A 22,294-nucleotide genomic window follows, 5' to 3' on the forward strand; every position below is an offset into this window, starting at 1 on the left:
GCTTAGTTCCAATAGGAGTTCTGTTTCAACAATTTATTCTGACTAATGAGTGCTCGGGAAATGGGCCAATAGATACCACCCTGGCTCAATAGCTCATTGAAGGCCGGATTATTTTGCCTGATTCGGTTATAACGCACGAGATCATACCAACGATGCCCCTCACCCATGAGTTCGCGCCTTCGCTCTTTAAAGATGGCCTCGAGTAAATCACCGTTCCTGACTTCATCATAAGGTTGAAGTTTTCGTAATTCCCGGATCACATTTAGGTTTTCAATGGCCTGCCCACGCTCACCCAATACCGCAAAAGCCTCCGCTCTAAGCAAAGTCACATCCTCCAATCGGGTAAAAATCATAGCGCTTGAAAAAATGCGGAATTCAGGGTTACTAACACCGCCCATAATACATTTGATCTTGCTAAAAATGGGATACTTTCCATTATAATTGGTGAAGTACCGTTCAGACTTAGGATTACCCAATGTATCCAGACTAAAGCGCTCATCCCCGTACTCATCAAAAATGGACAGAATGGAGTCTTTTGGCATGAAAATATCCGGAATACTTTTATTTACTACCGGTTGAGCTAGGGTGAGCTCTTCAATATGCCCGGTAAAAGAAGCATCAATATGTCCCCAATCAAAATTAAAACCAAATAATTGATTGAAATTTTTATTAAAAAAAAGTCCATTTGAATTGGTTAAATTATCGGTTGTCACATATCCATTCTCCCCTTTTGTATAATTATCAATGACAAATTTGGTATAAGTAGCCACGTTGGGATACTCTCCCTGCCAAGCAGCCACATGTGCCAGAACCGCATAGGCTGTTAGCTTTCTAGCCAGCGCACCAGCCCATCTGCTTTTCGACTCATTATAGTAATTACCCGGTTGTTGCTCATCATTATCACTATATTTATAAGGCAGATCCTGCGCTGCAGCCAGCATTTCCTGTTCTACCCAAGCCATGATCAGTCCCTGATCTTCCCTGGCTTTGTTTTCAAAATCATCTTCATGCGAGCTGATGATGAATGGCACATCACCCCAGATACGTACCATATAGAAATAGGCATAGGCCCTTAGAAATCGTATTTGGGCAATATCAACCCGCATATTATTATCGGTATAGCGTGGATCTTTTGCCTTCACCTCACCTACTCGCTCAAGGAATAGGTTCGCTGAGTTAATCACCGCATACCAGCGTCGCCAATTTGATAAGGCGTCTAGCGATGGGTAGGAAGCATTCAAATCATTATTTCCGATGGCTTTTAAGTCCTGGCGAACCGGACTGATAAAATCAGCCGAACGCACCTCTCCATATAACCAATGCGCATTATGGTCCGCCATGGCCGACCTTACTAAGCCGTATGTACCCATCAAGGCCGCCCGGGTATCCTCTAATACGTTCCACATATTCTGCTCTCCCACTGCCCGCGTTGAATCGACATCTAAAACCTTTTTACAGCCTCCCAGCGTGATGGTAACTGCAAGTACCAGTATTGTAAAATAAACTTTCATGGTTTATCTGTTTTAAACATTATCTGCTGTTAATCTTTATAAATCTACTTGTACCCCCAATGTATAGGTGCGTGGGATGGGTAAACCATATCCCGTATCATAACCTGTGTAATTGACCAACTCCGGATCCTGACCTGTATAGGGTGTAAGGGTGAACAGGTTATGACCAGAAACATAGACACGTAGTTTCTTGACGACTGCTGTTCTTTTGTTGAGCCATTCGCTCATATCATAGCTGAGCGAAAGAGTACGCATTTTCAAAAAGGCACCATTTTCTAAAAAAAGATCTTGTTCTGCGCGGTAAGGGATCACGGTACTCCAAGGGTTGTACAAAGGATATTTGCTATAGTCTCCACGCTTCTCCCAAAAAGTGATCTCCTTCACCGCGTCCATGGTATTCGTGCCCTCCCGGTTAATGAAATCAAAGCGGTTAGCCATTTCCTGATTCAGGATCTTCCGGCCAAGATTAAAGTACAGATCAGCCGTTAAGCTCCATTTCTGATAAAAGAATTGATTGGTAAATCCACCTGCTACTTTTGGAAGCATGTTACCCACTAAGGTTTTATCTTCACTACTGATTACTTGATCATTGTTCGTATCTACCCATTTAGGATCACCCGCTTTTAAGGCAGTACCATTGAACTTCATAGGCTGTCCGTTCACGAGCGGTACTTCATCATCCGCCAGGTAAATGCCCTCATTTTGGAACAGCCAATATTGGTCGATCGGCTTTCCAACTTCCAACTTTCGATTTCCAAGCACAATTTCATCCAGTCCGCCAGGCAAAGCATTTAGCTTATTCTTGTTCAGGTTAACATTCAAGCGCGTTGTCCAGGAAAAAGGCCGGTCGGTCGGAATAATAGTCGCCTGTATGCCAATATCCAGTCCACTATTGTGCACTTCCATTCCACTTTGCTGTGCATAGTTATAGCCATATTCCGCGTAAGCCGGTATCGCCAGCATCATATTTTTATCCTGCCGTATATAGCCATCCAATTGCAGTTTTATCCTGTTTTGCAGGAAGCCAAGATCCAAACCCAGATTCAACTGATCCGAATAGGCCCATGGCAAATCATAACCAATCCAACCTGAACTATAGGGCCTGGTGAGCACCGCAAACCCATTATAACCTGGAGTTGTTACATTTCCGGTAAACCCTACTTCCGCTGTATATTGTGGTCCTTGGGCGAAATTGTCAAAAGCATTGATACGTCCCGTTCTACCAGCCCCTGCACGCAGATTAAAAACATCAAAGAAATCTTGCTGTGTCATCAAGTCTTCTTTGATATTCCACTCGGCCGCCAGCACGGGGGTAAATAACCATCTATTAGTGGGTTGCGCATTAGAGGATGCATCGCCACGGAGTAAAAGCGAAACTTTATACTTCTCATCGAAGCTGTAATTAGCTCTGCCATAAAAGGCCAATAAATTGTGCTTAGTCCGATCTAAAAATTTGTAAACCAATTCTCTTGGAAAGGCAAGTGGCGTGAGATATTCGTCTTTACCTGGATCCGACTCCAATAAATTCAGTTTGATAAAGTCATTGACCCCTCTGTAAGCATAGGCATAATTATATTTGTAAGTATCCCACTGCACAAACTGTCCAGCTTCCAAGGATAAATCGTGTAACCCATTTAAAGGAACTTTGTAGGTAAGTAAGTTGTCAAACTGTATACGTTGGCTGTATCCGTAGTAGTTAGAAGCGAACGAGTTATTCTCTAACAAGGTGCGCGGGTAGAAAAGGTCACGATAACCCTCATTATAATCTACCGAGAATTTGGTAGAGAAAGTAAGCGGACCAAAATCAAATAACAGACCGGCAAAGCCTTCCACGATATTGGAGTTATTGTCATCGAAACTGTTTTCAAAATTCTTCAGATAACGATCATAAGATTCCTTATTCGGAGCCAGCGGTGCCGATAGATCCGGGATATAATTCATCAGTGCAAAACGATCGCGGAGGTTTCGATTACGTTGCCGTTCTATTCGGTTACCATTAAACATGGCCGAAAAAGTCATCCATTTAATAGGCTTCATATTTAAGGTAAAAGAAGCGCTGTAACGATCTAAGCCCGTATTGTCGGCCACCCCTTTATTCTTGAGATTTCCCAAAGCGAAGCGGAAGTTTGCGCGATCGGTTCCGCCTGCAATACTGGCATTGACCGCGTAAATCAGCGCGTTTCGATAATAGCTATCTGTCCAATTAGAAGGACCGTAATAGTCTGCATTCAAGGAGTCGCTCAGATAAAGCGGATAGACGTCGTCTTCAGTATACCTGCCTGCAGGTGTGTAGCGATCGTAAAATTGTTGCCGGAAACTGTTTTCATAGTCACCATTCATTGTTGCCACTGTAGGTCGCTGTACCAAGCCGGTATAGGCATTGAAACTTATAGCTCTTCGGTTTCCTGCCTGCTTGGTTTTGAGTAAAATAACACCGTTTGCTCCCCTGGGACCGTAAATAGCCACGGCCGGTAGGTCTTTTAACACCTCAACGGAAGCGATATTTGCCATATCGATATTGGTCAATAAGTTCGTAGCAGTTCCTATCCTATTAAAATCATATTGCTGGATATCGTAGGCAAAAGGATGTTCTCCGATAAGTTGCACCCCATCCAATACGATGAGCGGCTGATTTTGGTACAACTCACGGGCTGATAAAAGCGGCATAGAAGCACCTCGGATGAGCATGGATTGCACTGAGCCCGGTTCGCCATTCGGTTCCTGCACATACAAACCTGCAGCCTGCCCCTTTAAGTACTGTTGGAGAGATACTGCAGGAAAGCGTGCCAAATCGTCGACCGTTGCATCCAAATTTTGAGCTGGCCGCCCAACCTTCTTTAATGGAAGGGGTAACTTCACTTCATAAACAGTATCTATTTTTGCACTATCCAAGGCAGTAGAATCCTGCACAATCGAATCTTGCATAAGTATTGCAAGATCTGGAGGACCTGCATATAAGGGCTCGCCGTAAGCCTTATCGAAGATCATCGCTAAGCTACAAGAAAAAATGGCCAGCATTTGATAGAGCCATCCTACATGTAATTTTTTTGGCATAATTATTTATTTAGGTTATTCTTAAATTTCGGACATAGTAATTCCTTTAGCCGTATTAATACGGCGGTATTGGCATGAATTCGCATATACATAGGGGTCAAGTCCTATAATATACAGTCATATAGCTATCGTCCAAAGCAGCTTGTATCTATTTCCAGCAATTGATCAAAGAGATTATCATAATTAGGTTTTGATCGTTCTTGACAAAATAAAACGGTTTAGCCTTGCATTGGTAAAGTTCAATCCATATATAATTATTTTAACATAACATGTATAAATTTTTAGGTTTATCTAGTACTTGTTTCTTAAAGTACTACATACACCACAAACAACAGTAATATTTTTTTTATTTGCAACACTTAGCACATAACTTCATATCACATATCCGCTTAATATCTAAAAATAAATAAACAACAACTGATAATCAATTGATTATGAACTGTTAATAGATTGTTAATACGTTTTAGTTGAGTATTTTAAACGTATTTTGTAACAATTTCAACGCAAAAGATATTATAAAAAAACATTTAACTTTCTTTAATTTTTAATTTTTTAGCAAAAGTATCTCAGACGCTACAAGAAAATTTTACATTCACTTAATAGCAAACTGGCATCTATAAACTCTTAAGGACTGGTTAAATAAACACTCGAAAATTTAATATTTGCTTTTTAGGGATAATAATTGTTTCTGATTAGTCGGGGTAGGTATAATTATAGCCTTGCGCCATAGCAACAAATTCCTTGATTATTTATTATCGAAGCTGGTGCAAAAATATACTTTAGCTTTTTTCTTATTGGAAGAGACTGTCGGTTCAAGCAGGAGTAATCGCAAAATGTGCTAATGTATTTTTAGGATTTTCTCGTCATTTTCAACAGCATGGGAAGGGACATAACCCCCAACGTGGGTCAACAGATATTTAATGGTTTCTAGTCTGGCTATTTTTTTATCATCGGTTGCAATTTCAACCCATGGGCTTGTTTTAGTAGCTGTCTTTTTTAGCATTTTTTCAATATATCGAGTATAATCGTCCCATTTCTCTTGTGCTTTTTCATCCAAATCACCAACTTTCCACTGTTTCATCGGGTCGTCTTTTCGTTCTTCCAGACGTTTTTGTTGCTCGTCTTTTGAAATACTAAGAAAAAACTTAATTAAAATTACACCATCATCAATTAACAATTGTTCGAGCTTTGTGACCTGTTGCAAAAATAATTCGTATTGCGTTTCGGTACAAAATCCAAAAACGGGCTCTACAGTAGCACGGTTGTACCAGCTGCGATCAAAAAAGACAAATTCACCTTTATTTGGCAATTGTTTAATATATCGCTGAAAATACCATTGACCTTGTTCTTCTTCAGTAGGTTTCGGCAGTGCAACTATTCTACATTTTTTAGGATTGAGTTTTGCTATCATTCTGCTAATCGTCCCTCCTTTTCCGGCAGCATCTCTTCCTTCAAAAATGACTAGCAAACGTTTATTGTTTAAATAGAGATATTGTTGTAGTTTAAGTAACTCGAACTGCAATTTATTGAGTTCCCTTTCATAAGCTAGTTGCTTCTTAAATTTCTTTTCTTTGATCACCTCCTTTGCAACTAAGAAATCTATTATTTCTTCGCTTTTATTTATTTTTTCTAAATCATTAAGGTCGAATTCCGCCATAAATCTTTTAATTTAACATTACTAACAAGTGGTTGAAGACAATGTTTTAAAAAAAGCTTTTGTATCAGAACTGAAAAAATTGAAATCTATTTTTTGTTTTATACAAATCCTTACAATACATATGACATCTGTATAATTAGTTCCATTATTTTCTTAAAATAAAGACACATTTGGTACCTTAGCTTCTGTGTGGAACAATTAAATAGCAAGATCAAATGTCGAAAATCGAAATCAAAAAAAAATCATCTGATGCTGCTGATTTCAATCTATACACTTTATCAGAATGCGCTATTACTTTAGCCTATGATGTTGAGATAAATACCTTTACGTTCTATCAAATTAGCCATCTCAAAGAGATTATTTACAAAAACCCTTTTGCTGGTTTCCAATGTGCAGTTCCTGCTTATGCGTCTATGACTATTTTTTATGATCCGATACAGGTTATGCAATCTAAAAAGCTTAGGGGGATTAATTGTTTTGAGAAGATCTCGAATTATTTATCGCAGATAAAGGAAGCCTTTAGTGCTAACCAAGCTATAAAAAAGCCACCGATTATTATCCCCGTTTGTTATGAAGATGAATACGCTCCAGATATTAAAGAATTAGCAAAGTTTTTAAATCTTACGATAGACAATGTTGTTCAGATACATGTTGAAGCGCATTATAAAGTGCATATGATTGGCTTTGTGCCAGGATTTCCTTATTTAGGAGGCATGTCTGAGCGTCTATCAGTTCCGAGAAAAAACACACCCTTAAAAAAGGTACCTGCCGGCTCCGTAGGTATAGCGGGAAAACAAACAGGCATTTATCCCTTTGATACCCCTGGAGGATGGTGCTTAATAGGTCGAACACCCATGACGCTGTTTGATACCGAACGTATTCAGCCATCGTTATTGCAAGCGGGTGACGAGGTTATTTTCGACCCTATTAGTAAACAAGATTTTGAACGGATTAAATCAAAAGAAAATGCGATTAAAGATCATTAAACCTGGAATAATGACGAGTATTCAGGATTTAGGACGGTGGGAATATCGATCGGAAGGGGTACCATCTTCCGGTGCGATGGATACGTTAGCTGCTCGCATTGCTAATATCGCATTGGGAAATGCTCCACATGAGGCCGTGATCGAGTTTACTTATGGTAATATCGCCATTCAAACACAATCAGATATGTTATTAGCCTACTCCGGTGAGGGAGGAACATTTTTTATTGAAAAACAACTATTAACACCAGGAAAACCTATTTTTATACCCTCCGGAACCGTTCTAAATTTAGTTAACAACCCCTCAAGTGTATACACTTATCTGGCAGTTGCTGGAGGTTGGGATATCAAGGATATTTTAGGAAGTAAAAGCACCTATATAACAGCGGGTTTTGGAGGTGTTCAAGGACGCGCTTTAAAAATCGGCGATGAATTGTCTAATAATCATAATTATACCGACACTACAAAAAAAATACTTCTCAAACTCCAGGGCAAGAAGATTAATTTCCCAAAATGGCACCTTAATAAAATGAGTTTTATCTATCATCAAACAGTGGTAAGAGTGGTTCCTGCTCATGAATTTACCTGGTTTGAAGCTAGCTCTTTGTTGAATTTTTTATCGAGTTCTTATGAGTTGAATGTAAATAGCAATCGTATGGGCTATCAATTAGACGGTCCTAAGCTCAACCGATCAGTAAAAAAAGAGCTGCTATCCACTGCGGTCTGCCCTGGTACCATTCAAGTTACCAATGATGGAAGCTTAATGCTTTTAATGGCAGATAGTCAAACGATTGGAGGTTATCCCCGCATTGCACAAGTGGCCGCCGTGGATCTACCAACATGTGCTCAACTCTCTCCAGGAAATACCATTTCATTTGCAGAGATAAGTAGGACTGATGCAGAAAAACGCTATCTTGAAAGAGAAAATCAACTTAGGAAACTTGCTATTGCGGTAGCTATGGCGGTTAACAAATAAATCAATAAATGAGTTCGATAGATTTAAATTGCGATTTGGGTGAATCTTTTGGCATTTACAAAATGCACCAGGACGATATCCTACTTGACTACGTTTCCTCCGTAAATATAGCCTGTGGTTTTCATGCGGGTGATTCACAGGTAATGCATGATACCGTAAACAAAGCGCGAAAAAAAGGAGTGGCAATAGGTGCTCATCCAAGTCTACCAGATTTGCAGGGATTTGGCAGAAGAGAGCTAAAAATAGAACCCCATGAGGCTTATCAATTGACACTTTACCAAATTGGTGCTTTATATGGATTCACCAAAGCTGCAGGAATTAATTTACATCATGTAAAACCTCACGGCGCCCTGTATAATATGGCGGCTAAAGATCGGGCTGTAGCCCAAGCAATTGTACAGGCGATATATGACTTCGATCCTTCTTTATTTCTCTACGCTTTAGCTGGAAGCGAAATGATTTATGCAGCAGAACAAACGGGTATCAAAGCAGTTTCGGAGGTCTTTGCAGATCGCACTTACCAAAGTGATGGCTCGCTCACTCCGCGTAGTAATGAAAATGCTGTCATAAAAAGTGAGGAACAAGCGATCGAGCAGGTACTCCTCATGGTACGAGAACAGAAAGTTCTCTCCGTTCAGCAACAAGATGTTCCCTTAAAAGTAGAAACGATTTGTATACATGGCGACAATCAAAGCGCTATACAGCTGACGCAAGTAATTCACTGCAAATTAATGCAAGAAGAAATTACCATTAGCGCTCCACAACATCCCCTATGAAAAGAAACTGGAATGTTTTAATAGGTGCAGCTTTTTTAATGGCAACATCAGCCATAGGACCAGGTTTTTTAACACAAACGGCTGTATTTACTGCTCAACTTGGTGCTAGTTTCGGCTTTATTATTTTACTTTCAATTATCTTAGATATTGTTGCACAATTAAATATTTGGCGAGTCATTATTGTAGCAAAAAAACCTGCCCAGCAAATTGCCAATCAGGCAATCCCTGGTTTGGGATATGCTGTAGCCACTTTAGTATTTATAGGTGGACTTGCATTTAATATAGGAAACCTCGCTGGTGCTGGGCTTGGCTTAAATGTTCTTTTTGGTACGGACGTGTCTTATGGGGTATTAACAAGTGCGATGATATCAATTGCTATTTTTATTTATAAAGAAGCTGGAAAAGTAATGGATTTCTTCACCAAGATGTTAGGTCTGGTGATGATCATACTGATGTCTTATGTAGCTTACACGAGTAGTCCTCCCCTTTCTGAAGCCTTAATCAGATCAGTTGTTCCATCAAAATTCAGTTTCGAGGCAGTATTAACAATAGTAGGAGGTACTGTTGGCGGTTATATTACTTTTTCCGGAGCCCATAGGTTATTGGATGCAAACGTTTTAGGGAAGGAAAACTTGGGTGCTGTAAATCGGGGAGCCTTAAGTGCCATTGGAATTGCATCTCTCATGCGCATTTTATTATTTCTAGCTGCGTTGGGTGTTATCAGTAAGGGTGATATATTGGATTTTCAAAATCCCCCTGCTTCTGTATTCCGATTAGCGAGTGGTCAAATTGGTTATAAACTTTTTGGGTTAGTTATGTGGTCGGCCGCTATTTCATCTGTAATTGGCTCTGCTTATACCTCTGTATCATTTATAAAAACCTTTCACCCATCTATCAATCGAAACAATCAGGTCATCATTATCATTTTTATACTAATCTCTTGTGTTTCGTACCTCGCAGTGGGGCAACCTATTAAAACACTCATTTTTGTAGGTGCTTTAAATGGCCTCATTCTTCCCATTTCTCTAGGAGCTATGATTTTCGCTGCCTATAAACGTAACATTGTTGGAGATTATAAACAGCCGCTTTCGCTTACAATAGCTGCTATAGTAGTTATTATACTTATGGCTTGGATGGGTCTTCAGGCGATTGCAGCGTTGACTATTTTTTGATTTTTTAAAAAGGACACTGTTGCACACTAAGTGGTAGATACACATAAGTTTTTGTAAAAGGTGAGGTATTATCTTTACTAAACAATATTAAGTGAATAACAATAGAATACAAAATGTTTAAACAACGCAAACGTGTGCGTAATCGATGATTTCCGATTAATTCTAATATTTAAATAAGAGCAAGCATTTTTCAAATAAAAATACGCAAACAGCTAGCAGTCACAGTCTTTCACACTTTACACTTTTTGTTTACAATATACCGTGACCACTGAATTAAAAATGTTTGAATAACTATTTTTGGCCATACAAATGGTAACAATGAAATATGTGGAAGTGGCTGATGCACTATACGGTACTGACGTAAGTAATATTTTAGAAATAATACATTTATCACAGCAGGCGAAATACTTTGATCAAAAAATTAACTCAGCAGTTATCCATACCGGATTTATTTTTCCTGTATCCGAAACAAATCAAACAGCGTTGTTATATGATTTAACCACAGAGAGAATAATCAGGCAACCTCATTATCAAGAGCACATCATGCAACTCAACGGATTGCTCCTTGTTAAGGTAAATGCTAATTATTTTAACATTCCCATTCCCATGTTTTTTACAGAAATAAAGGATAATAATGAAATGAATAAACATTATTCCATTGAAGTAGAAAACAGGTTGCCTTTTAAAAGCAAGGTAAGAGTGAACGAAAAAAATGAAATACTATACATAGACAATATAAAAATCATTAGTGCAAAAGATTCGACTCTTATTAAAGAATACCCATTGAACAGAACATTCGAGCAATTAGTACCTTTGGAAAGTTAATTACTTTTGAAGAGGTCACAATTATTTAGAAAATTAATTTTAACCCGCCACCTATCCCAAATGACCTATTGGACACACCATTAAGTTGCGTGGAGGCGTTAGAACCACTCAAATAAAAAAGTTTATCGGTGCCAGCATTTGTTTCAAGGAATGAAATATCAGCATTGGCCATTATAAAAAGATTACCAAAAACTGGATATTCGAGCTGAAACTGAGCATCAAAGCCTTGTCCTTTTGCACGATGTTCGAAGCTGATTGGGTGGGCATATTCTTCAATCAAATTCCAGTCGGCCTTTGCATAATAATCCAACAGGCTTCCACTTAAGCCGATTGACAAAATGGCTTTTCGAATGTAAAACATAAACTCGCTTCCTAAAGAAACTCCTTGCCAAGACGGTTGATAAGTACTATTGAGGTGCTTACCTTCAACTAGCGCTATTTCGTTATCACTCATATAAAGACGCTGATGCTTATTTATATATGCTAGATAAGGAGAGATTGCAAAAAACGACCCACTGTATAAATGGTATTGTAATCTGGCGTTCAACAAAATAACATGTCCTCTATCAGCATTTAATTCCTCATAAGAAAACCGTTGTTGCCTATGATCATCAGCGTAATCTGCATCCGTAACCCTTCCTGTTATAATATTTAGATATGAAAGATCCAATCCTATGGACAGCTTTTTTAAAATCTTCCACTCAGCTAATAGACCTAATTGTGGACCGCGTACTTTTTTCCAAATAAGTTCTGAAAACACATTAGGATTTTGCCCATTTTCATCTCCAGCGATCGACCAGTCTAAGTTTTCTTGTCTATATTTTATATAGGGTTCAAGTGAAAGGCTGTGTTTTCTATATTCCTGACTATTTACTTTACATCCTATTAGTAATAATAGACAATAACTCAGCCATGATTTTAAATAAGTCATTTCTAGCTAATTAAATATGGGTTTGGCAATTGCCAAACCCATTCTTTTAATTCCTAATTTAGTTTGTCGGATATAAGGAACTGATGAAAGATTTATCAGTTGAAGATAGTACGGTATTCCAACCAACTTCAAAAACACCGTCAGTTAAATCTTTACTCACAGCGTAATGCATAATAGATTCTTTATCATAATTACTGTACTGCGTTTGAGAAGTAGAGTAAGTTGCAAATAAGTTATTATCTACATCTTCCTTTGACCAGTAATTTGGTGCTCCAGCGTAATATTCGTACACCAGGGGTTTATTCCAAGGAATGCTAGCTTCCGGATGTTGATGTTCATGTATCAGACCTAAAGCATGCCCAAATTCATGTATGGTGGTTCTACTGAATTCTTCATCTGAGGTATTATCATCAAACCAGCCAAAATTCATTGTTTCCTGATTTTTCGGAATCCTTTTAGCGTCTGTTCCGATATAAGAATAAGACCCGGCCCCATCTGTAAACGTGATCCGAATATCGGCGTTACCACTTGTGACAAAATTAAATTTAATGTTGGCATAATTTGACCACTGATTAGCATAATCCCTTACTTTCTGTCTTACGTAATTAGAGCCACCATACAACCTAACGTAGATGGTGCTCCCGTTGCTCCAAATCTTTGACTTTATAGCTGCTGCACGAGGGGTCACGCCATCTGGATAAACATCTTTACACATCTTAATCCCCGCAAATTTTGGGATGGCAGTACCAGCAATTTCATCCTCCGTATTAGTGGATTTGAGTGTTTCATTTTTCTCGCAAGAGATAAAAATAATAGACATAAGAGTCCCTAAGAAAAACATTTGTAACGCTTTCATGTGTGATAAATTGAGTTAAATAAATGATTAATTAAACTATAAAGAGAATAGACATACCTAGGATTGAAGCTAACTCAATACAGTGCCTTTAATAGGATTTCCCCATATTTTTTTTAAAACTTATTATTGATTGATAAGAACAAGAAAGGGACTTTAACCTTAGGTAACAAATAATTTACACAAAAGCCTTATTTCCTTACACAAAAAGAATAACTAAATATCTAGACGCATGAACTACCTGGGAATAGTTGTTTAGCCAATTTTAGGAAGTCTGCTTTTTATCCAGGCAATTTGCCCTCGATGATTTGACTCATGCTCACAAACGTGAAACCATTTCCAATAAGTATTAACGGTCTCTTGGTCAGCACTGGCTGGGTCTATAGCTAGCAACCATTCATCATCCTTTTTCTTAAGCTGCTCTAAAGTAGTTTGTCTAATCGTCGAAAGAATATTAAGATAATATTTTACGTTATGGCCCTTTATTTCTTCGCGTCCTTCATCACCTAAGTTAAGGGCAGCATTCCACGCTTTTTTTTCTTCCTCATTGAACTCTTCCCGTCCTTCAAATGTGTTAATTTGATAGTACTTTTCAACAGCTGCCAAATGAAGAACCAAACTACCGATTGTGTTTGCCTTCGGATCGTATAGATAATCAAGTTGTGCTTGGCTTAATGACTGTATTGCTTTTATAATAGTGGATCTATTATAATTCAACATCGATACTAGGGTACCTATTTGAGGAGTATATCCTTTCATCGGACCTATCATAAATAAGCCCTGTTTCGTTGTTATTTCATCGGCATAAGTCGCTTGTGGTAAAATGCCTGATGAGAAAGTTACTGCAGCAATAGTTACTGCAGAGCCAATGAAAGATCTTCTATTTACTAAATTACTGGTTGTTTTCATTCCGTTTTAATAATTGATAAGCCTATCAAACTTAGATAAATTGCTTTTTATATGCAATATAATCGCGTGGCATATAACAGCAGTTTATTGGTCTCTCCTCTGCCATTTGGAGCTTATTGTTATAGAGGAAATATAAAAAGATCATTTTATTACAATAAATATATATTTGGGGGACTATTTAATAAAATTCTATTTTCTATCTTTATGGCATAAATTGTATACATTCATCATGAGTCATTATTTATACATATCTCCGTCTTGTTATAGGCATATTTTCTCAACCAAAAAACTGTGTTACGGGAACCTGTAACTGCAGCTATTTTTGACCTCAAACCAAATTTATATTTTATTTATGCGATCTGTTGTATTCTGGAGATTTAGTATATTTTTTGCATTATTTTTCTTAGGTTTTGCTTGTAAAAAAAAGGAGAATTTATCTCAGCAGGAAATTGTTGGGGTATGGAGAAGCGTTTTAATAACTACAGATATTTATGAACAAGATAAGCTAACAGAATCTTTCGAGCTTACGTCTGATGAAAAAAATTTCAATATTATGGAATTTCATAAGGATGGCACATTTAAATCCTCTGGTCAATTTGCCTTAGACAGCTCTCCAGATTCAACTATCAAATTAGCAGATCAATTTGGAAAATATAAGATTAAGGGGAATGAAATAGCAACACACATTAACGATACAACAGCTAATTTAAAAATGACCTTCAATTTCACAGACAAAAACAATTTAACGGTCATTTCCGAACAGATGCATCTACCAAACCTCAATGGGTGGGACACAAACCATACATTCATTACAATTACCACATTTAAAAGGACTTCACCTTAAAGGCTTTGACACATTAATATTGTAAAAATTCCGCATTTAGCTTAAATTTGTAGTACAGGCAATGAAAAATGTACAGCAATATAAGGTTATTAATAAAAAAGGCGAGATTTATTTATCGTGCTTAGAAGCTACTACTGCTCCTTGCCTATATGGTGGCACAAAACATTTGCGAGCTAATGAAATTTTGGCCTCAAACCAGTTTATAAAAGTATTACAAGCATTAAAGCATGGCCATTGGATAACCCTAGACAGTTATGATCAACAGCTAGGAATAGGTATTCCCTATGAAACAAGGTATATCCTATTAGATAATCCCATTACATTTCAGGAAGAAGAATCTTCCACCTTGAGAAATAATAACAGATGGATTCCGACAAAGCTGGAACTTCCCAAAGAAATGGAAGAATGTTTCTTTGTGAGTATAAAAAATGTGCATGGGCAATCAACAAAGTCTCCCGTGCTTGAAGGCACTCATCTTAAAAACGGACTTTTTAGGTCTATACATGCTAAATCGGGCAATCATTTCAAACCGACTCATTGGATGCCCATCCCCCAGATACCTTGAAATAAATTTAAGATTGGCAAGTACGCTTCTTCATAAAAAGTAGAAAAACTACACCGCGTATTTGATGTATTGACCTGTTTATGTATCTTTAAAAAAAGCAATAGATTATAGGTATGGAGATGGTAACACTCAAAGTATTTGACAATGCGATGGAAGCCCATTTACTCAGGACAAAGCTTGAGAGTGAAGGAATACACTCCTTCTTGCAAGATGAAAATATCGTCTCCCTCAATCCTCTTTATAATTATGCCGTTGGTGGAATAAAATTGAACATCCAATTGGCTGATGCGGAAAGGGCAAAACAAATTATCCAAGAAATTGAAAACACACCAATCTTAGATGATTATGATCAGCAAATTAGTTGCCCTCAATGTGGGTCGACCGATTTATATACCAATTTCAAATCAATGAAAGGAACAAAAGGAATGTTCTCTGCGGTTATATCTTTTCTAATGGGTGTATTTCCTATCTATTATAAAAATGTATATAAATGTAAAAACTGCGAAAAAGAGTTTAAAGTCGATCTAACCTGATTTCACTTCGATATACATTGTTTATTTCTCCAAAACGTTTTTTAGGTTGTTGAGCCCTGTTTGTAAATCATTTCCAATCATTTCTTCAAAATTCATTACCAAAAGCATTAGGTTCGTTGGATAAGACATTTTGCCTTTAAAACCCCATTTTACGAGGGTTTGGTTTCCTCCTACCTGTTCGGTAACAAAATATGCAGGAGCGGTAGATTCCATCGGTTTTTTAAATCTCACCTCAAAATCTACTCTCTGACCATCCACTATGTTTTTTATCTCTTGTTCACCTTGGCCGGCTTCTTTTTGACTATCCCATGCATAAATAAATCCTACAGTTCCATCCGTTCCGTGGTAGCTCTTTTTCATATCTGGGTCCATTTGATTCCACTTACTAAAAGTGTCTTGATTTTTCAAGTATTTTATGTAGCCAAAAACCTCCTCTTTCGGTTTGTTTATCATCACTTCCCTTTCAACCAAATATTCTTTTTTCACGAATAATGCTACAATGAGTGCAATTATTACTATTGCTAGTATAGCAAACAATAAACCTTTGATGATTTTCATAATAATAATTTATAAATGGTTAACATCGCTTCCTTCGAAACGATTCTTAAAATTACAACATTTATGTTACAATACTAATGAAATTTCTTTTTTATTCAATAAGCCAAAATAATTAACAATTTGGCCAATTTTATATATAAATCACAAAGCTAATTTTAGTTTCTTGCAAGACTATTATAAAGCCTGGAGGGGTTTCATTGCCCAATTAAGTAAACACGAACCTTAAAAACAAATCCTATATATGAGAAAAATCATAGCAATAGTTATTACAACAGCGACATGTCTAATAAGCACCGTTTATGCACAAGAAGATGCAGATCTAACTAAATGGCCTCAAGGAAAATCTCCTACAGAAGTAGGAAATGCGATTGCTTGGCGATTTATTAAGACTCCTCATCCTAACTTTGGAAGACCGACGCCTCCAAAAGTAATCACTTATCCGGAAACATGTACGTGGTATGGCGCACTGACATTTGCCGGAGAAAGCAAAAACGAGGAATTAATAACAGCACTAGCTGACCGATTTGAGCCACTTTTTTCTACCGAGGCCAAGATGATTCCAATTCCTGACCACGTAGATTATGCAGTCTTCGGATCCGTTCCATTAGAGCTTTATCGCCTTACAAACGAGCAACGTTATTATGACTTAGGAGTTAATATAGCGGATAAACAGTGGGGGCCACCGGAAGGACCTAGAGTCAAACCAGCATCGCAGGGATATTACGACATGGGATTGACCTGGCAAACCCGTTTGTGGATCGATGATATGTACATGATTACCGCCCTACAGGCACAAGCATATCGTGCTACCAAGGATGAAAAATATATCAACAGAGCGGCCAAAGAGATGGTATTTTATTTAGATGAGCTTCAAAAAGCAAATGGATTATTTTATCATGCTCCAGATGTGCCATTTTTTTGGGGAAGGGGAAATGGATGGATGGCTGCGGGAATGGCAGAGCTGCTTCGCTCTTTACCCAAAAACAACCGTGATTATAAAAGAATCATGGCAGGATATAAACTTATGATGGCGTCCTTATTGAAATATCAAAGCACTGAGGGTACTTGGCGACAGCTAATTGATGATGAAGCATCATGGCCGGAAACCTCCTCTACAGGTATGTTTACTTACGCCATGATAACAGGTGTAAAAAATGGGTGGTTGGATAAAGAAATCTATGGTAAAGCTGTACGAAAAGCATGGTTAGGCCTGATTACTTACCTTAATGAGCATAATGATATCCAAGAAGTATGCGAAGGAACAAATAAAAAGAATGATCGCCAATACTATTTAGATAGGAAACGCATTACGGGTGATATGCATGGACAAGCACCATTATTATGGTGTGCTGCCGCTCTTTTGAGAGATTAGTATATGTATTAAATTGATATTCCGTGATTATTTATATCGAATAACTGATCTACATTGACGAGGTAAGTCAGCTATTCGATCATAAACACGCAAACTAGTAACCGTCATTTTGCTTCCAGGTTTCATTCATTCTGTCCATTTCAGAAAGCGGAATGGGAAAAAGATAGGCCTTAAATCGACGTTTGTTCCCTTGTTTGTCGTACATAATTTGCGGAATTATTTCATGCGCTGTTCCCCACCTTATGAGATCATTATAGCGAAGTCCTTCAAATGCCAATTCCACTCTTCTCTCATGTCTAATTGCTTCACGGCTCAATGCGTTCAACGGAGGTAAATTAACGCTGGGTCTAGCCCTAACATCATTTAGTGCTTTTAATGCGCGAGCATCGTTGCCTTGTCCACTTTCAAACATTGCTTCAGCATACATCAATAATAAATCTGCATAGCGTATTTTAATAAAATGTTGGTCGCTCAAGGTAGCGCCTGATGCGTTATTTACAGCAGTATCGACATATTTTTTAAAGGCCATAACATTAAAAGGTATCTGCCCTTCAGCGATGCTTCCCTGTTGTTTAAACCCGTTAGGATTGTACGCCCAATTATCTCCCTCCTCAAAAATGGTCATCTTACGACGGGGATCATTTTCCTCATACGCATCTCTTAATTCTGTTGTTGGAAATACAGACATTCTTCCACCAATTACTTGATCTAGCGAATGATAATCAGTTGGAGAAGCAAAGAGAACAGAAAACATAATCTCCTTATTATTAGATTGCTCGCCAAAAAAAATACCCGAATAATTATTATGCAAACCAAAAGGATTGTTTGCATCACCTATTAAGCTCCAAGCTGTTTCAGCAGTCTCTTGGTATCTTTTATTATTAAGTAATACACGAGTTTTAAGGCCAATAGCTGCTCCCTTTACAGCCCTCCCATCAACATAGGCTGCTTGGGGTAAGTTGGTAATTGCTATATCCAAATCTTGTAATATTTGTTCGACAACTTTGGCTTTTTCTGTTCGGGGTCGCTGCTGAAAATCTCCATCAAGTGTTTCAGGTATTAAGTTTAACGGAACATCTCCAAATAGTTGTACCAAATCATTGTAAAAGTAGGCCCTTAAAAATAGTGCCTCGCCCTTCATTTTTTTGTTTGTCTCTTCCGATAAAGCATTCACCCTATCCACATTGGCTAAAAAATAATTACAAGCAGCTATTCCCTGAAAAGCGATTTGCCATGTTTTAGTTACTACGCCAGCAGTGGTACTCGGATCAAAGTCGCCACGCATAATAACATCAAACCCTTCCCAATTAGAAGTATTTAAAGCATTATCAGATAATGCTTCCCAGTATAAGCTATTTCCGCTTTGATTCGCCCCTCCGGAGTAGATAGGTTCTTTAAGTTTTGCATAACAAGCAATTAGGGCCTTATTTGCTTCCACCTCTGTATTCCAATAATTGGTAGAGCTAGGAGTCGTTAGGGGGTCTTTATCTAACACACTTGAGCATGACATTAATATGCTACCTAACAGCATCCATCCATATATATTTTTATTTATTTTCATCCGTCAGTCTTTTTATTTTTCCTATAAAGTTGCTTTAATTCCCATCGTATATATTTTAGCTTGGGGGTAAATAGCCATTCTTGAGTTAGCTGCTAATCGCTCTGGATCACCCCCTTCAAAGAATTTAGTAAAAGTAAACAGGTTATCACCTGACAAATAGATTCGCAATCGTTGAAATCCTATTTTATTTACTAGAGAACTCGGGAGCGTATATCCCAACTGTATATTTTTTACCCTTAAGTAAGAAGCATCTTGCAGCCACCAGTTAGAAACCTGCGTATTAGGGGCATAATTTTCATTGAAGATATGTGGGACGGTGTTTGAGGTTCCTGGGCCATCCCATCCATTTAGCCAGAAAGTGGGCGGCGGACTAGCCTGCCTAAATGGTGCTATTCCCCATTCTTTTACATAGATCTTTCGTCCCTCCACACCTTGTAAGAAAAAGCTTAAATCAAAATTCTTATAGTCGGCGCTGAAAGTTAGCCCGTAATTAAAATCAGGAAAGGCTCCATCTACCACCATACGGTCGTTCGCATCTATTTTACCATCTGGTATTCCATCTGGACCGCTAATGTCTTTGTACCGCATATCTCCCGGTTTCGTTAAGGCGCTGATGGGTGTTGGCCCATTTGTTATTTCTTCTTGTGTCTGATAGATACCATCAAATACATACATAAAATAAGAATTGTAGGGCAAACCTTCTTGTCTGATCAATCCATTTCCATTTTCAATCTCACGTGCACCGAATTTTACCAGTTCATTTTTATAAGTCTCAAAATTCGCTTGGATTTTATAGTTAAAAGCATTTATCTTGTTCTGGTAACCCAGTAGAAATTCAAGTCCTGTATTTCGCATCTCTCCTCGATTTACAGTAGGGCCATTTAACCCAATAAAATCCGGCACCTGCAAGGTTCGTAGTATGTCTGTAGTATATTTTGTATACCAATCAACCGAACCAAATAAACTCGATTTAAATAAGTCAAAGTCAAGCCCAATATTGGTAGCTGTTGTCGTTTCCCATTTTAGATTTTCGTTGTTAAGATCTTCTAAGCTCATTCCTTGCTGTAATGCTCCTCCAATATTATATTCAACAGGTTGAAGAATAGCCTGGTAAGGATAATTTCCGATATTTTGGTTACCCAATTGACCCCAAGAAAGACGCATTTTTAAGTTATTGACCCATTCAATATCTTTCAGGAAGTTTTCCTCCGAAAGTCTCCAACCAACCGATGCCGAGGGGAAAAAGCCCCATCTTTTTCCAGCAGGAAGTCTTGAGGTTCCATCGTATCTAAAATTTGCCTCAAAGAGGTACTTTTGCTTGTAATTATAGTTCAGTCTGCCATATATCGATTTAATAGCCCATTCATATGCTTGTCCCTCTGAAATTTGCCCGGCAGAGGAATATGCATCCAGTTCCGTTAAGTTATCTGTCGGGGCATTTCTTCTAAATCCTTGAAGACGATCGTATTTAAAGGTTTCTTGGTTGTATCCCAATAGCGCACTTACATTGTGAACATCTGCAAAGCTTTTTGTATAGTTTAAATTTAGGTAATATGTTAATTGTAACTCCCTCTCACCCCGAACAGTCAGGTTATTCTCTCCTACAGTGCCATTGTATTGAGTATTGTAAATGTATTCACCGTTTTCGTCTGGCTGATATAAATAAGCTGGTATACCAACGACGTGCACTTTCGACTGTCTATCTTCGTACCTCACAGCTCCCTTTAGCTCTCCCGTTAGTCCGGGCATTATATTTACATTGATGAAAGAAGAGGCCAACGCGTAATAATTACCGGTATTCTTTCCTCCATTTTCCGCTACAGCCACAGGGTTCTTATTCCCTGATTCAAAAATGTACGCCTTCGAAGAATATCGGCCACTGCCATCCGGTAAAGTGGGTTTAAATGTTGGATTAGCCGCAAGGGCACTCAATATTTGATCTTCGGTGGTGTTGCCATCGAAGTTACCGTTCAAAGCACTTTCATGCCGATCGCCTTTAGAAAATGAAATATTAGAACCGAACGTAACCCTCCCCCCTAGATTCGTTTTAAAATTAAGCTGTGCATCATATCTTTTATATCCTGTTTCAATGAGCATTCCCTCCTGATCAAGATATCCTAGTCCGAAATTATAAGTTGTACCATCCTTGCCACCATTTACACTTAGAAAGTGCTGCTGCATGGGGGCTGTTCTAAAAACGGCATCCATCCAATCATAATTTGGAAATTGCTCCGGGTCAGTAATTGCACCCTGCCTATAAGCCTCTATCTGATCAGCAGAATAAAGCTGATTTGTGTTGGTTCCAGTGTGATTGATCGCTTTATTCAACAGCTCCATAAATTGTACTGAATTGGTTACCCGATCATACATAGAAGTGGCTTTCTGTCGACTATAATTATAACTGTAATCAATGTTCAACCTTCCCGCTTTACCACTTTTAGTGGTCACTAGTATTACACCATTAGCCGCTCTAGATCCATAAATGGAAGCAGAAGCAGCATCTTTAAGAACAGATACATTTTCAATTAAGTTGGGATTAAGATTATTAAGGTTTCCTTCTACCCCATCAATAAGAATAAGAGGGTTATTTCCAGCACCGCTGAAAGTGCCCATTCCTCGTATCTGAATATTAGCACTTTCAGCACCCGGCTGTCCGGAATTCTGGGTTATTTGCACTCCTGGTACACGTCCTTGTAAAAGAGATGTGGTATTAGGGGCTTGTCTAGATATTAACTCCTCGGAAGAAACTGTGCCCACTGCCCCCGTCAGATTAACTTTCTTCTGCGTTCCATAACCTACCACGACCACTTCGTCTAACGCGGCAGCATCACTAGCCAAGAAGATATCTAATCGCCTTTTATTATTTATGGGAATTTCCTGCGTTACATAACCCAAATAAGAAACGATTAAGGTTTGGCTGCCAAGTACATTAATAGTAAACATACCTTTAGTATCTGTAACAACTCCTTTTTTGGAATCTTTAATTTTTATACTTACACCGGCCAATGGCCCTTCCTTATCTGACACTTGTCCTTTTAACAACAACTCATCTTGCTGCTTATAAACATTTGTCATATTCACTTCTTCTTTTGCTAAAGCCTGAGCACTCGTTAATAGGTTCAGTAGCATTAATAGACAAGCACTTTTCAAACAAAAAATTCTCATTTTTCTATTCTCTTTTGGTAATTTGATAAAAAATACCGCATACGATTTA

18 protein-coding genes are annotated in these 22,294 nt (G+C 38.1%); 9 read left to right on the forward strand and 9 right to left on the reverse strand.

Going from position 1 to position 22,294, the window contains the following annotated elements; all coding sequences use genetic code 11:
- Nucleotides 1–2 precede the first annotated feature (2 nt).
- The 3 genes from BMY50_RS13220 to ppk2 form a co-directional block, all read right to left on the reverse strand.
- Nucleotides 3–1,511: a RagB/SusD family nutrient uptake outer membrane protein gene (locus BMY50_RS13220; RefSeq protein ID WP_093325079.1), complete on the reverse strand. Its 1,509-nt coding sequence runs from the start codon at nt 1,509–1,511 to the stop codon at nt 3–5.
- 36 nt (nt 1,512–1,547) lie between these two features.
- Nucleotides 1,548–4,565 (reverse strand): SusC/RagA family TonB-linked outer membrane protein, encoded by a 3,018-nt coding sequence (locus BMY50_RS13225; RefSeq protein WP_093325082.1) that lies wholly within the window; start codon nt 4,563–4,565, stop codon nt 1,548–1,550.
- An 838-nt stretch (nt 4,566–5,403) separates the two neighbouring features.
- Nucleotides 5,404–6,222: a polyphosphate kinase 2 gene (gene ppk2, locus BMY50_RS13230; RefSeq protein ID WP_093325085.1), complete on the reverse strand. Its 819-nt coding sequence runs from the start codon at nt 6,220–6,222 to the stop codon at nt 5,404–5,406.
- Nucleotides 6,223–6,437: 215 nt separating this feature from the next.
- Here ppk2 and pxpB point away from each other — a divergent pair, with 215 nt between their 5' ends.
- From pxpB to BMY50_RS13255, 5 genes are all read left to right on the forward strand, one after another.
- On the forward strand, nt 6,438–7,208 hold the full coding sequence (pxpB, locus tag BMY50_RS13235) for a 5-oxoprolinase subunit PxpB (RefSeq protein ID WP_093325087.1): 771 nt from the start codon (nt 6,438–6,440) through the stop codon (nt 7,206–7,208).
- A complete protein-coding gene (locus tag BMY50_RS13240; RefSeq protein ID WP_093325090.1) occupies nt 7,189–8,181 on the forward strand; it encodes a 5-oxoprolinase subunit C family protein in 993 nt (330 codons plus the stop codon). The genes pxpB and BMY50_RS13240 overlap by 20 nt, the downstream gene beginning before the upstream one ends.
- A gap of 8 nt (nt 8,182–8,189) precedes the next feature.
- Nucleotides 8,190–8,957: a LamB/YcsF family protein gene (locus tag BMY50_RS13245; protein ID WP_093325093.1), complete on the forward strand. Its 768-nt coding sequence runs from the start codon at nt 8,190–8,192 to the stop codon at nt 8,955–8,957.
- A complete protein-coding gene (locus BMY50_RS13250) occupies nt 8,954–10,129 on the forward strand; it encodes an NRAMP family divalent metal transporter (protein WP_093325096.1) in 1,176 nt (391 codons plus the stop codon). Before BMY50_RS13245 ends, BMY50_RS13250 begins: the two co-directional genes overlap by 4 nt.
- 309 nt (nt 10,130–10,438) lie before the next feature.
- Entirely contained in the window at nt 10,439–10,954 is a 516-nt protein-coding gene (locus BMY50_RS13255; protein ID WP_139202257.1) for a hypothetical protein, read from the forward strand.
- Nucleotides 10,955–10,979: 25 nt separating this feature from the next.
- Here the strand turns inward: BMY50_RS13255 and BMY50_RS13260 are convergent, their stop codons facing one another.
- The 3 genes from BMY50_RS13260 to BMY50_RS13270 all read right to left on the reverse strand — a co-directional run bounded on the left by BMY50_RS13260 (nt 10,980) and on the right by BMY50_RS13270 (nt 13,647).
- Complete coding sequence (locus tag BMY50_RS13260; protein ID WP_093325102.1) at nt 10,980–11,885, reverse strand: hypothetical protein; 906 nt, start codon at nt 11,883–11,885, stop codon at nt 10,980–10,982.
- Between the two features lie 58 nt (nt 11,886–11,943).
- Entirely contained in the window at nt 11,944–12,741 is a 798-nt protein-coding gene (locus tag BMY50_RS13265) for a M12 family metallopeptidase (RefSeq protein ID WP_093325105.1), read from the reverse strand.
- 252 nt (nt 12,742–12,993) lie between these two features.
- Entirely contained in the window at nt 12,994–13,647 is a 654-nt protein-coding gene (locus BMY50_RS13270; protein WP_202907832.1) for a DinB family protein, read from the reverse strand.
- A 352-nt stretch (nt 13,648–13,999) separates the two neighbouring features.
- Between BMY50_RS13270 and BMY50_RS13275 the strand changes: the two genes are divergently transcribed.
- From BMY50_RS13275 to BMY50_RS13285, 3 genes are all read left to right on the forward strand, one after another.
- Entirely contained in the window at nt 14,000–14,491 is a 492-nt protein-coding gene (locus BMY50_RS13275) for a hypothetical protein (protein WP_093325108.1), read from the forward strand.
- 61 nt (nt 14,492–14,552) lie between these two features.
- Nucleotides 14,553–15,056: a hypothetical protein gene (locus BMY50_RS13280; RefSeq protein ID WP_093325111.1), complete on the forward strand. Its 504-nt coding sequence runs from the start codon at nt 14,553–14,555 to the stop codon at nt 15,054–15,056.
- A gap of 119 nt (nt 15,057–15,175) precedes the next feature.
- Nucleotides 15,176–15,589, forward strand: coding sequence for a putative signal transducing protein (locus BMY50_RS13285; RefSeq protein ID WP_238383759.1), 414 nt, complete (start codon nt 15,176–15,178; stop codon nt 15,587–15,589).
- Between the two features lie 21 nt (nt 15,590–15,610).
- On the opposite strand, the gene BMY50_RS13290 is transcribed toward BMY50_RS13285, so the two are convergent.
- Nucleotides 15,611–16,147, reverse strand: a complete 537-nt coding sequence (locus BMY50_RS13290; protein WP_093325117.1) for an SRPBCC family protein — start codon at nt 16,145–16,147, stop codon at nt 15,611–15,613.
- 241 nt (nt 16,148–16,388) lie between these two features.
- On the opposite strand from BMY50_RS13290, the gene BMY50_RS13295 reads away from it, so the two are divergent.
- Complete coding sequence (locus tag BMY50_RS13295) at nt 16,389–17,519, forward strand: glycoside hydrolase family 88/105 protein (RefSeq protein WP_093325121.1); 1,131 nt, start codon at nt 16,389–16,391, stop codon at nt 17,517–17,519.
- 94 nt (nt 17,520–17,613) lie between these two features.
- Here BMY50_RS13295 and BMY50_RS13300 read toward each other — a convergent pair whose 3' ends face one another.
- Nucleotides 17,614–19,080 carry a RagB/SusD family nutrient uptake outer membrane protein gene (locus BMY50_RS13300; protein WP_093325124.1) on the reverse strand — a complete coding sequence of 489 codons (1,467 nt, stop codon included), beginning with the start codon at nt 19,078–19,080 and terminating at the stop codon, nt 17,614–17,616.
- 21 nt (nt 19,081–19,101) lie between these two features.
- Nucleotides 19,102–22,245 carry a SusC/RagA family TonB-linked outer membrane protein gene (locus BMY50_RS13305; protein ID WP_093325841.1) on the reverse strand — a complete coding sequence of 1,048 codons (3,144 nt, stop codon included), beginning with the start codon at nt 22,243–22,245 and terminating at the stop codon, nt 19,102–19,104.
- Nucleotides 22,246–22,294: the final 49 nt, after the last annotated feature.

The organism is Olivibacter domesticus, assembly GCF_900109575.1.
Classification (GTDB): Bacteria; Bacteroidota; Bacteroidia; order Sphingobacteriales; family Sphingobacteriaceae; genus Olivibacter; species Olivibacter domesticus.

Bases quoted from the DNA above. Each gene is read 5' to 3' on its own strand.
- BMY50_RS13220 (WP_093325079.1), bottom strand. From the start codon at position 1,511: ATGAAAGTTTATTTTACAATACTGGTACTTGCAGTTACCATCACGCTG.
- BMY50_RS13225 (WP_093325082.1), bottom strand. From the start codon at position 4,565: ATGCCAAAAAAATTACATGTAGGATGGCTCTATCAAATGCTGGCCATT.
- ppk2 (WP_093325085.1), bottom strand. From the start codon at position 6,222: ATGGCGGAATTCGACCTTAATGATTTAGAAAAAATAAATAAAAGCGAA.
- pxpB (WP_093325087.1), top strand. From the start codon at position 6,438: ATGTCGAAAATCGAAATCAAAAAAAAATCATCTGATGCTGCTGATTTC.
- BMY50_RS13240 (WP_093325090.1), top strand. From the start codon at position 7,189: ATGCGATTAAAGATCATTAAACCTGGAATAATGACGAGTATTCAGGAT.
- BMY50_RS13245 (WP_093325093.1), top strand. From the start codon at position 8,190: ATGAGTTCGATAGATTTAAATTGCGATTTGGGTGAATCTTTTGGCATT.
- BMY50_RS13250 (WP_093325096.1), top strand. From the start codon at position 8,954: ATGAAAAGAAACTGGAATGTTTTAATAGGTGCAGCTTTTTTAATGGCA.
- BMY50_RS13255 (WP_139202257.1), top strand. From the start codon at position 10,439: ATGGTAACAATGAAATATGTGGAAGTGGCTGATGCACTATACGGTACT.
- BMY50_RS13260 (WP_093325102.1), bottom strand. From the start codon at position 11,885: ATGACTTATTTAAAATCATGGCTGAGTTATTGTCTATTATTACTAATA.
- BMY50_RS13265 (WP_093325105.1), bottom strand. From the start codon at position 12,741: ATGAAAGCGTTACAAATGTTTTTCTTAGGGACTCTTATGTCTATTATT.
- BMY50_RS13270 (WP_202907832.1), bottom strand. From the start codon at position 13,647: ATGAAAACAACCAGTAATTTAGTAAATAGAAGATCTTTCATTGGCTCT.
- BMY50_RS13275 (WP_093325108.1), top strand. From the start codon at position 14,000: ATGCGATCTGTTGTATTCTGGAGATTTAGTATATTTTTTGCATTATTT.
- BMY50_RS13280 (WP_093325111.1), top strand. From the start codon at position 14,553: ATGAAAAATGTACAGCAATATAAGGTTATTAATAAAAAAGGCGAGATT.
- BMY50_RS13285 (WP_238383759.1), top strand. From the start codon at position 15,176: ATGGTAACACTCAAAGTATTTGACAATGCGATGGAAGCCCATTTACTC.
- BMY50_RS13290 (WP_093325117.1), bottom strand. From the start codon at position 16,147: ATGAAAATCATCAAAGGTTTATTGTTTGCTATACTAGCAATAGTAATA.
- BMY50_RS13295 (WP_093325121.1), top strand. From the start codon at position 16,389: ATGAGAAAAATCATAGCAATAGTTATTACAACAGCGACATGTCTAATA.
- BMY50_RS13300 (WP_093325124.1), bottom strand. From the start codon at position 19,080: ATGAAAATAAATAAAAATATATATGGATGGATGCTGTTAGGTAGCATA.
- BMY50_RS13305 (WP_093325841.1), bottom strand. From the start codon at position 22,245: ATGAGAATTTTTTGTTTGAAAAGTGCTTGTCTATTAATGCTACTGAAC.